6 protein-coding genes are annotated in these 11,709 nt (G+C 30.8%); all 6 read right to left on the reverse strand.

From position 1 onward, the window contains the following. Nucleotides 1–203: 203 nt before the first annotated feature. The 6 genes from MK851_RS04125 to MK851_RS04150 all read right to left on the reverse strand — a co-directional run bounded on the left by MK851_RS04125 (nucleotide 204) and on the right by MK851_RS04150 (nucleotide 11,689). Nucleotides 204–3,851 (reverse strand): hypothetical protein, encoded by a 3,648-nt coding sequence (locus MK851_RS04125; RefSeq protein ID WP_320241697.1) that lies wholly within the window; start codon nucleotides 3,849–3,851, stop codon nucleotides 204–206. 162 nt (nucleotides 3,852–4,013) lie between these two features. After that, a complete protein-coding gene (locus MK851_RS04130) occupies nucleotides 4,014–4,460 on the reverse strand; it encodes a heavy-metal-associated domain-containing protein (protein WP_320241699.1) in 447 nt (148 codons plus the stop codon). Nucleotides 4,461–4,473: 13 nt separating this feature from the next. Continuing rightward, nucleotides 4,474–6,174, reverse strand: coding sequence for an efflux RND transporter periplasmic adaptor subunit (locus MK851_RS04135; protein ID WP_320241701.1), 1,701 nt, complete (start codon nucleotides 6,172–6,174; stop codon nucleotides 4,474–4,476). Nucleotides 6,175–6,178: 4 nt separating this feature from the next. After that, a complete protein-coding gene (locus MK851_RS04140; protein ID WP_413788381.1) occupies nucleotides 6,179–7,414 on the reverse strand; it encodes a TolC family protein in 1,236 nt (411 codons plus the stop codon). Further along, complete coding sequence (locus MK851_RS04145) at nucleotides 7,404–11,165, reverse strand: efflux RND transporter permease subunit (protein ID WP_320241703.1); 3,762 nt, start codon at nucleotides 11,163–11,165, stop codon at nucleotides 7,404–7,406. Before MK851_RS04145 ends, MK851_RS04140 begins: the two co-directional genes overlap by 11 nt. A gap of 104 nt (nucleotides 11,166–11,269) precedes the next feature. Continuing rightward, the gene (locus MK851_RS04150; protein ID WP_320241705.1) at nucleotides 11,270–11,689 is read right to left on the reverse strand and encodes an HYC_CC_PP family protein; all 420 of its coding nucleotides are present in this window, start codon (nucleotides 11,687–11,689) and stop codon (nucleotides 11,270–11,272) included. Nucleotides 11,690–11,709 lie beyond the last annotated feature (20 nt).

The following is an 11,709-nucleotide window of genomic DNA, read 5'->3' on the forward strand; positions in this document are numbered from 1 at the left end:
GTTTTTCATTGTGACAGTTTGAATTTAAAGTTAGTAAATTCGAATTATTAACTGTCCTATTTTTTGGGAAGCCTACAACTTCATTTAAAGTTATTAATTTTCTTGAAAGTATGACAAAACAAAAAAGTGTAACGAAATTTTAAAATCGTTACACTTTTTTTATAATTAGTGATTAGACGTTTCGTCTGCTTTTGCTTATCAAGCTAAAACTTATTCTTAGCATTAACCTCAATATAGTTCACTAATAATTTATACGATGAAATGTAATTTTTGTTTTTTAATTTATTAATTACTGAATAATTAACTCCATTTTCCTTTATTTTAACCCTCCTACTTCTTTCTTTTAGAATGTTTGAATAAGGTTCTGGCAACAATGAAAACAAAGACCTTAAACCATCTAAATTTAAGTTATTAAAATATATATTAATTAACTCCATTTTATTTTCAACTGACACTCTAGACAAATTAAAAATACCAATCAATAATTTATATAAATAACCTCCTGAATAGTGATGCTTCACTAACAACAAACTCAATTCTCTCAAACACTCGATATTTTGAATGATTTCTGAAGTATCCATTTTCGCTAACAATAGAACTAATTTATTACCATCGACTTTCTTTCGTTTTACCAACTCATACAAATCATAAGAATCAACAAAATAATCATCATAATTATCTAAAAGCACATCAATATCTTTTTCAATTAAGCTAATATGCAAACTTATATCTTCTCCATTTAACTTCATTTCTCTATAATTCTCCTTAAGAATACTATATAGCTCTGGTGATAAATTAAGTTTAAATGCCACCAAAGATTTCAACTTGTTATCAGAAAGTTGAGTAAAATCAAAATTAAGCTCAATATCTCCTATCGTGTGAAACAAAGTAAAAAAGCTACTATGACTTAAAGAGTCATTTTTTATAATACTATTTATCACTCTAGAATATTCTTCATAATCATATTCCTCATTATCCAACCTATTTCTTTCAATTTCATTATAAACCTCATCTTCATTTAACACAGAAATAATATTTTCTATGAAACTTTCATCTTTATAATCCTCCTCTAAATACTTATATATAGAGACAATATTATGCCAATTATACTTTAATTTATCTTCATTAAATACTTTTGTTATTAAATAACTATCTTCTAAAGAACTAAGCAATTTAATTTTACAATTTAGCCTCTCTATTAATTCTAGTTTTGTGTCTAGACTTAAAAATTCATTATTCAATAATTTTAAAAAGTATTTTTCCTCAATATCCCCTCCATTATCAAGAAGTAACAAAACATTATCAACATAATTTTGAATTTTAGACTCGACGTAGTCTACTAAATAATTCAAACCTGAGTTATGTATAAAAGAATAATTAGATTTATTAAAATCAACCTCATTAAACTCATCTCCTAATTCCTCCTTCATATAGAGCTCAACATTAGGAACATTTAATTCGTAAAAGTGATTCTCAAAAACATGATAATAAACGGAATATTCATCTTCTAAAGGTTTTCTCACTTTAGAAAATTTTATATCTAAAACCGAAATTAATTCAATAACCTTGTCTGTATTAGAATTAAGTCTATAAATAAAAGAATCACTTTCAGAAATAAATTCTTTTAGATTAGTATGAAGTGAAATCTCTTTAATTTTTAAAACTTCTACATTTTTAACTATTAAATCTAAATAATATTCTTTTTGCTTAGACCATTCCTTATCATTCTCAATCGAGTTCCAAAAAACACCATTTTCAATACTACACAAATAATCCAACAAAACGCCCTGGTATTGACCCTTTTCAAAATACAAATCAATAAACCCTATTGACAAATCGTCCAACATCAATATCTTCTTCAGAATTAAATCTCTTTTATAAGAATATTTATTTTTCCCCAATAAGCAATTTAATATTGATATATTTAACACACCATCTTCTTGAAAATCCACATTATTCATCTTCTTAACGAAATTTTCAAGTTTAGAAATTGGATAATTATAAATAGGCTCAAACCCACTTCTAATATGTTTTAGATAATCACTATCTTTTTGGGTGATAATTATCCCATGGAAATGGGAAATATAATCGTGATAATTTTCATTAATATATCCATTCTTTAACAGAAAAAGAATTAAACCCTTACCTCTAAATCTTTCTCCTTCAAATCTCATTTCTCTAGACAATAACTGAAAATTCATTCTTTCTACTTCATCTATATCATCTTCTAATTCTCCTTTTTCAAAAAGCAACTCTTCTAATTCTTCCTTAAACAACATTTTAACTCTTTCATCAAAAGTATATATACTCAATTTCTTTTCTAAATCTGCAAAACCATAATTTAATTTCACCGAAGTATAAATTAAGCCATTAGAATAATATTGATTCTTAACCTTGTATACTTTAATATCGTTATTTCCCTTAAGTTTATCGAAATACTCATCTTTAGTTAAATCTCCCAATTTAACATTTACTCCATCAACATCGACCCCTACAATTTCATCTTCATAATGATGTAATTTATTTACATAAAGTGCTTTTAAATCCTCGTATGAACCAATTTTCTCTTCTTCAATTCGTTGTATTTTCTTATCAATTAATTTAATTTTATCTTTTATAGTTACTTTCATTTCTTCCTTTAACTCATCTACATAATTACTATTTAACATTTCATACAAAAAACCTTCATTTTTATGAAGCATAGAAAAATCTTCAGGAAATAAATTCTTATACGTAATCATTGAAAACAATTTTTCTGAATTCAACCCATCTCCCAAAGTTTTTTTATAAATAACATATTCATTACATATGTTATTTAATAACCTCATATCCTCAATATATTCACAGATTACATTTAAAAAATCCTCCTCTAATAAATATTGAAGACCATAACTCTTCAAAACCTCAATAGCTTTTTCTCCTGAATTTGAAGAATTAACAACAGGAATGACTGGTATTATTAAATCAAAAAATTTAACTCTGCTATCTTTTTCATCAAATAATTCATCTTTAATAGCATATATAAAATTAACTTGTCTTTTTATTTGTTCAGAATTATTAATCAATTGATTAATTTCCCTAAGTTTAGTAAATATTAATGTGTTTCTAAACCTATCTAAGTCTTCAATTACAACAACGTTATAATCTGTTACTTCAAAAAAGTAAATTATCTCATCCAAATGTTTATTAAAAATTGACTGTTCATCATCGGGGCTGAGACCTATTTCTAAATCTTTTAAATTTAAATTACTTAATTTATTAAAGTTTAAAGCTTTAAAAACTTCCACAAAGACTTCATGAAATGCAAACAATAAAAGAATTAATAAAACAACCCTTACTCCCAGAGGATTTTGAGGAGCTAACTCATATAATATTGAATTATTAAACAAAAAATAAAGCCCAACCAAAATAAAACATACTAATAAAGCCCTATTACTTAATTCATTAAAACCAATATTCTTTATCTTTCTAAATCTTGAATATGGTGTTTGAGAATGACTTACCCTGTAAAATAACTGCTGAAGTATACTCAATTCTATCAATCTGTCAATTCTTCCCCCTCCTTCATCATTTAGATTGTTATTTTTCACAAAGGAGGCTAGTGAAATATTTAAGTAATTATATTTCGGATATTTATACTGAAAAGTTTTAATAATACTACTCTTTCCTGAACCATAACTTCCTGTTAAAGCAATGTTGTGAATATCTTTATTATCAATTCCAAACTTTAGAGAATCTAAATATGTTTTTACTCCATATTTATTTTCATCTAAAACTAAAGGTGTAAGTGCATTTAATTTAAATCCATTTTGCACTTCGACACCCTTTTGTTCTGCCGATGAACTATTCATAGAATATAAAAGTTAGCGCTATAAAGCAATTTTAAAAGCTAATATAATCAAATATATTTACAGTATTAAACATCAACAAATGCCTCCTGTAAAGAACATAAAAAAACCAGCTAATCGACAACTGAATTACTGGTTTTTTACTTTTTATTATTTTTTTCCCAATTAGTGATTAGACGTTTCGTCTGCTTTTACATCACCTTTTAAACTCATTTCCATATTGTGATCGTATTGACAACATCCTGGTAAGTTTCCATAAGCTTCTTCACTACTAGCTACTTTATCAGTATCGTAACCAGATGCTGCAATTGCGTTATGAATAGCATCTAAATTAGTCTTAGAATCATCAAACGATACGTTGATTTGCTTTCTTAATTTATCCCATTCTGCCGATGCTACTCCATCAACACCATTTACTGCCTTTTCAATTGTGTTTTTACACATTCCACAGTTACCTCTTACTCCAAAAGTTGCCGTTGTCATCGCTACCTCTTTAGTAGAAGTTTGCTCTGTTTGCACTTCTTTTGTTTCTGTTTCTTTTTTAGCTTCGTTTTTACAACTTACTAAACCAATAGCAGCTAACATAGCTACTCCTAAGATTACTTTTTTCATTTTGAATTGATATTTAATTATTATTAATTGTTTCTTTTACTTCACCACATTTTAACATCATATCGCCAAAATACGGATTTAACACTTGTTTTTCTTTACTTAACCAATAAGCTCCTTTATCACTATCAGCCATAGGACAGTATTGTTTATAGGTAACCTCATTTATCCCGAAAGATTGAACTGCCATAATAAAATGCTCTGATAACACTTTAAAGTACTTTCGTTGTACATCTACATCTGTAGTTTTTGCAATTTCTGCGTTACTTGACTTTAGTGTAGGAACTAATTGCATCCACTGTTTATGAGCTTCTTCATTAGTTAACAACTTCATATCAACTAATGTTAAGTCTTTTTGTAGATTTTCTGCACTTGTTTTTGCTGCATTTGCATCAGTTTTTACCAAAGCATCTTTTAAGCCTATATATCCATCATAAGCTTTTTGTAATTGCTCTTTAAATGCTTTAGGAGTACTAAAAGATTCTATAATTTCTTTTGTATGGTTCATCATTGACTTCTTTCCTTGCAATTGTGCTGAAGCGTCTATGGTAAATATTCCATTCGTAACAATCTCTTCTCCTGACTTTAACCCTTTTTCCACTTGATAGTTGTCTCCTGCTTTTCCGCCTAATACTACTTCTCGCATTTCAAAAACTGGTTTACTTTCATCGGGTTTTACATATACAACTGAACGCTTTCCTGTCCATAATACTGCTGTTGCAGGAATACTTAATTGTTCCTTTGTCTGTTTCTCTGTTGCTTCCACTTTTCCTGTAACAAACATGGCTGGTTTAAACTTCCCTTTACTATTGTTTAGTACAGCACGCATAGTTACTGTTCGAGTTTCTTGATTTAATACAGGGTTTATAAACGAAACTTTTGCTTTGAAAGTCTCATTAGGATAGGCATTTGTAGTAATTGATATGTCTTGACCTATTTTAAAGTTACTGATTTGATTTTCATACACATCAAAATTTGCCCATACTGAATTCAAATTGGCTATTTTTAGTAATGCTTGTCCCTGACTTACATAATCACCTTGCTCAACTAGTTTCTCTGATACTGTACCAGAAACCGTAGCATATACAGGAAAGTTTTCTTTTACTTTTCCTGTTTTTTCAATTTGATTAATTTGGTTTTCAGAAAGCTTCCATAATTTCAGTTTGTTTCTAACTGCTTTATACAATGCTGGCTGATTTTCTTTTACTGACGCTGCTGTTAATAATTCTTGTTGTGCTTTTACCAGTTCTGGAGAATATACCGTTGCTAACAACTGACCTTTTCTTATTTTCTCTCCTGTAAAATTCACATTTAAACGTTCTATCCTTCCTGCAAAATAGCTTACCTGCACCGCATTTGATTTTTCGTTTTCTGCTATTTTTCCGGATAGTGTAATTGTATTATCTGCACTTATAGCATTACCAATCACAGTCGTTTGTACATTAGCCAATGCCATTGCATTTTTAGTTAATTTGAACTGATTTGCAGCTAGTCCTTCAGCTCCTGCTTCTGCAGGGATTAAATCCATTCCACAAATAGGACAATCCCCAGGTTCTGGTTGCATAATTTGTGGATGCATAGAACAGGTCCACATTTTACCTTTTTCTTCTGTAGTATGATTATGCGCTGCCATACCATTTGAAGAACCTCCAAAAAGTAGCCATCCTAAAAATACCCCAGCTATTAAAATTGCTATGTATGTTATATATTTTTTCATCTGTTTACTTTATTAAATAATTAATAATGGTACTTTGTGTATAATAAGTTACTTCTGATGTAATCATATTCGTTTGAAACTTTAGCTGTAATTCTTGAATATCTAACACATCGTTAAAATCTATAGTTCCTGTCTCGTAACTTTTCACCAAAATTTGTTCTGCATTTTTAGCTTGCTCTAAATTTTTAAGTTGTGTTCGGTAATTTATTATGGATGCATTTCTATCCGAAACTGCTCTGTATAACACAGATTCTAACGTATTATATCGTTGTTCTTTTTGCGATAGAATCTCTTCTTGTTGTAACTTATTTTGTTTACTTATAGATTTATTTTTCTTATTGAAAATAGGAATTGATAATGATACCATTGGCATGATGATATCCTTACCGTTATCTACCACATTCATATCAGTACGCTTTTCAACATTAACATAATTAAGCCCAAAACCTATCATAGGTTGTTTCTCTTTTTTGTTTAAGAATTCTGACTTTTCTACAGAGGCATACAACTTATCAAACTTCACCAGCTCTGGATGTAACTTTAAGGTACTTGGTTGTATTTTATCTACTTTGGTCGGAATTTGTAGGCTATCAACGACTGAAATTTGTGTGTTAATATCCTGATTCAACAGTTTATTAAATCCTTTTTGCATTCCTAAAAAAGCTTCCCGTAACACCTCCTTTTGTTGTGCTAATTCGTTTTGTCTTATTTGCAACCTTAACACATCTACTGCAGAAGCTTTTCCTACTTCAACAGAAGTTAACGCTAACTTTTCATACGTTTTAAGTAATGCTATATTTTCGTCTAATACTTTTTGTTTTGCTTTAACCTCATAAAGTTTATAATACGACTGCGCTACTGATGTTACTAGTTTACGTTTTACGACTACAATATCTTGATAAGCTGCATCAGCTAATGAAGACACATAGTTTTCTCGTGCTGTTATGGTTCCGAAAAAAGGAATCATTTGCTTTACAGATAGTTTAAACCTCTGCGGCCCTGTACGTGTTTCTGGTGTACTCACAAAATATCCTGCTCCAAACTCGGTATTAGGCAATGTATTTACCTCTTCTTTTTTCTCTGAAATACGCTTGTACTTAATATCAAACTGTTGTACTTCTGGATTGTTTTCTAAAGCTGTCTCAATATATTCCTGTAGGTTTTGTCCTTGCATTGTAAAAGCAAAAAATACAGAAGCTAGAAATAAGGTTGCTTTTTTATTATTTATTTTAAAACTCATCTCTTTTCGTTTTTCGTTTCAATAAAAATTCTTCACGCCAACTATACAGTACTGGTACAATAAAATACGAAGTCACATCTATAATCATTCCTCCAAAAGCAGGAATAGCCATTGGAATCATAATATCACTACCTCTTCCTGTTGAAGTTAATACTGGCAACAAGGCTAAAATGGTGGTTGCCGTTGTCATTAAACATGCTCTAATACGTTTGTTTCCTCCATGTAATGCAGATGCTCGAATAGCTTCAATTGTTTGAGGTTTATCTCTATTAAATGTTTGTGTTAAATAGGTAGCCATTACTACACCATCATCGGTTGCAATTCCGAATAATGCGATAAATCCTACCCAAACAGCAACACTCAAGTTAATTGGGTGCATTTGAAACAATTCTCTTAGGTTTTCTCCAAATACACTAAAATTCAAGAACCAATCTTGTCCGTATAACCACATCATGATGAATCCACCTGCAAAAGCTACAGTAATTCCTGTGAATACCATTAATGAAGTAGCTACTGAACGGAACTGAAAATACAGTATTAAAAAGATAATCATCAACGCCAATGGCACTACTACTGATAGTGTTTTTTCTGCTCTTAATTGGTTTTCATAAGTTCCTGTAAACTGATATGATATTCCTTTTGGAACAGTTAGCTCTCCTGAATCTATTTTTTGTTGAATTACTTTTTGAGCTGCTTCTACCACGTTTACCTCAGCAAAACCATCTAACTTATCAAACAATACATATCCGATTAAAAAAGTATCTTCACTCTTAATCATCTGCGGTCCTTGCTCATAACGAATTGTTGCTAATTCGCTTAATGGAATTGGCGATCCTTTAGCTACTGGTACATAAATATTTTCTAAGTCAGTTGGAGATGAACGTAGTTCTCTTGGATAACGAACTCGAATTCCATAACGCTCTCTTCCTTCCACCGTTTGCGATAATTGCATACCTCCTACTGCTACTTTCAATACATCTTGTACCGTTTGAATAGCTATTCCGTAGCGTGCTAATTTTTCTCTATTAATATCAATTAATAAATAAGGTTTTCCTACAATTCTATCGGCAAAAACAGCTTCTTTTTTTACTCCTTCAACCTCTTTTAAAATCCCCTCAAGTTGTACTCCAAAAGCTTCTATTTGTTTTAAATCTTGCCCTTTTACTTTTATTCCCATAGGAGCTCTCATTCCTGTTTGCAGCATTACCAATCGAGTTTCTATAGGTTGTAATTTAGGTGCAGACGTTACTCCTGGTAACTTGGTAACTTTTACTATTTCGTTCCAAATATCATTAGGTGACTTGATGTTTGGTCGCCAATTACGATAAAACTCACCATCTTCATCTTCTATTAATTCATTTGATGAAACCTCATAAAAAACAACTTCTGATGTCTTATCTGTCAAACTTGGGTTCGCTACCGTTTTACCGTTTTTCAACAGAAACAATCCATCCTCATTTACCCTATAACGTTGACGTTTTCCATTTGAGTTTAAAACATATTCTGGCTTATAATTAATTATGTTTTCATACATTGACAGAGGTGCAGGGTCTAATGCAGAATCTGTTCTTCCTGCTTTACCTACAACCGTTGCTATCTCTGGAATGTTAGCAACCGCCATATCTAATTGCTGTAATACACGTTTGTTTTCTTCTACTCCTGAATGCGGCATAGAGGTAGGCATCAATAAAAATGACCCTTCATTTAATGAAGGCATAAACTCTTTTCCTGTATTTTTAAAAATTAGGAATCCACAAGTTAATACTGTTAACGGGATAGTTAAAAACAGTAATTTGTTGTTCAATGCCCATTGTAATATTTGATTGTAATATTTTTGCAGTAAGCTAAAAAAGCCTAACAATCCGAAACAAATAAGCGCTACAAATAAAAGATTGGTAACAATACTTTTATCTACTCCTAAAGGTCTCCAATATTCTGCTAACAAACCTACAATTGCTAATGCAGATATAATAATATTGATCGTATTAACAGGCAGTGTAAAATTATAATTGGAAAACGAAAAATGAATTGTGGTTTTTTCTGAATAATTACTCCAAAATTGTATAGCTCCAAAGGCTATTAATACAATTCCTAACCAATATCCATAAAAAACAGCAGTAATACCTAATGTTACTAAAACTCCATTTACAATGTATTTAAAGCTTTTTGTCAACTCCTTTTTCTTAAATAAAACAGCTGCAAATGGCGGTATTAAAAACAATGCTACCACAATAGCTGCTATTAAAGCGAAGGTTTTGGTAAATGCTAGTGGACGGAATAGTTTTCCTTCTGCGCCAATCATGGTAAATACTGGAATAAAACTGATAATCGTCGTCATTACCGCTGTTACAATTGCTCCAGAAACTTCTGCTGTTGCATTGTAAACTAATGTGTTTATCGGTAGTTTATTCTCGTCTTTTTCTAAGTGACTTATGATGTTTTCGGAGAGTATGACTCCCACATCTACCATGGTTCCAATAGCAATAGCAATTCCTGATAAGGCTACAATGTTTGCATCTACTCCGAAGGCTTTCATTGCTATGAAAACCATCAACACTGCCACAGGCAATAGTCCTGAGATTAGTACAGAAGCCCGTAAATTAAAAACCATAACTACGATTACCAAAATAGTGATTAATATTTCTAGCGTAAGTGCCTCATTTAACGTATCTAAAGTTTCATGAATTAACTCTGTACGGTCATAAAACGGAACAATTGTTAATTGAGAAGTTCTACCATCTTTTAACTCTTTACTTGGTAAACCTGCACTTAGTTCTTTAATCTTTTCCTTTACATTAGTAATTACTTCTAAAGGATTTGCTCCATAACGAGCTACCACTACACCTCCTACTACCTCAGCCCCTTCTTTATCTAAAATCCCTCTACGAGGTTCTGCTCCTAACGATACTTTTGCAATGTCTTTTACTCGTATTGATGTATAATTTTTAGCTGTAACTACAGCATTTTCAATATCTGCTATAGACTTTACATATCCTAAACCACGGACTAAGTATTCTGCTTGATTTATTTCTATTGTTTGCGCCCCAATATCCTGATTACTTTGCTTTACTGCTGCTACAATTTGCTGTAAACTAATATTGTATTGACGCATCAATTCTGGCTTTACATCAATTTGATATTCTTGAACATATCCACCTATAGAACTTACTTCAGACACGCCATTTGCAGACGAAAGTGCATATTTTACATAGTAATCTTGTACACTACGTAATTCATGTAAATCCCAACCTCCAGTGACATTACCATCTTCATCACGTCCTTCAAGTGTATACCAAAAAATCTGCCCCAATCCATTGGCATCTGGCCCTAATGAAGGACTTACTCCTTCTGGTAGTAAATTACTTGGTAATGAATTTAACTTTTCAAGAATTCGAGAACGACTCCAATAAAAATCTACTCCTTCATCAAAAATGACATAGATACTTGAAAGTCCAAACATAGAAGAACTACGGATGGTTTTTACTCCAGAAATTCCTAATAAAGATGTTGTTAATGGGTATGTTATTTGGTCTTCTATATCTTGCGGAGATTGTCCGTCCCACTTTGTAAAAACAATTTGTTGATTTTCTCCAATATCTGGTATAGCATCAACTGCTACAGGATCGTTTGGTAAAAAACCTGTATCTAAATTAAATGGTGCATTTACAGTTCCCCACCCTACAAATAAAACGAGTAATATAACTGCGACCAGTTTGTTTTCTATTAAGAATTTGATGCTTTTGTTTAGCATAAAAAATGATTTTTAAACAATTAAACATTGATGTTGAAAAACATCGAATACGACAAATCATCCTATTGAAATTCTCAAAAGGACAAATAGTTATTGTTTAAAAATCATATTAAATATACTTCATCAAGTACATGAATATCCTTGATGACCAGTGGAGGTGCATAATCTTTAAAAGGAATCACTTTATTGTGAATACCTTCAAATAAATTAATGTAGCTATAGTAAAATGAAGCTATAAAAACTTGTTGGTCAAAAGACAGTTGATCAAAAGATGTAATCTTTAAAGTATCTTGACCTTCAATTACTGAAGCCACATCTTGACAACAGTTCTTTTTCATTACTGAACAGTCTTCAGATTTTGTTTCTTGCTTCATATCCATTCCGCAAGATTCAGCCTTTACAAAATAACTTGTACCTACTAACATGCCTCCACAAAAGTGACTGTTAACAGTAAATGACATTGTAGATAATAACACTACAAAAGCCATTAAAATAGATGCTATTTTATGAAACGCTTTTTTCATTTTACACTACAAAAGTACAA

Origin of the sequence: Tenacibaculum sp. 1B UA, assembly GCF_033978845.1 — a bacterium.
In the GTDB taxonomy this organism is placed as follows: Bacteria; Bacteroidota; Bacteroidia; order Flavobacteriales; family Flavobacteriaceae; genus Polaribacter.

Bases quoted from the DNA above. Each gene is read 5' to 3' on its own strand.
- MK851_RS04125 (WP_320241697.1), bottom strand. From the start codon at position 3,851: ATGAATAGTTCATCGGCAGAACAAAAGGGTGTCGAAGTGCAAAATGGA.
- MK851_RS04130 (WP_320241699.1), bottom strand. From the start codon at position 4,460: ATGAAAAAAGTAATCTTAGGAGTAGCTATGTTAGCTGCTATTGGTTTA.
- MK851_RS04135 (WP_320241701.1), bottom strand. From the start codon at position 6,174: ATGAAAAAATATATAACATACATAGCAATTTTAATAGCTGGGGTATTT.
- MK851_RS04140 (WP_413788381.1), bottom strand. From the start codon at position 7,414: ATGAGTTTTAAAATAAATAATAAAAAAGCAACCTTATTTCTAGCTTCT.
- MK851_RS04145 (WP_320241703.1), bottom strand. From the start codon at position 11,165: ATGCTAAACAAAAGCATCAAATTCTTAATAGAAAACAAACTGGTCGCA.
- MK851_RS04150 (WP_320241705.1), bottom strand. From the start codon at position 11,689: ATGAAAAAAGCGTTTCATAAAATAGCATCTATTTTAATGGCTTTTGTA.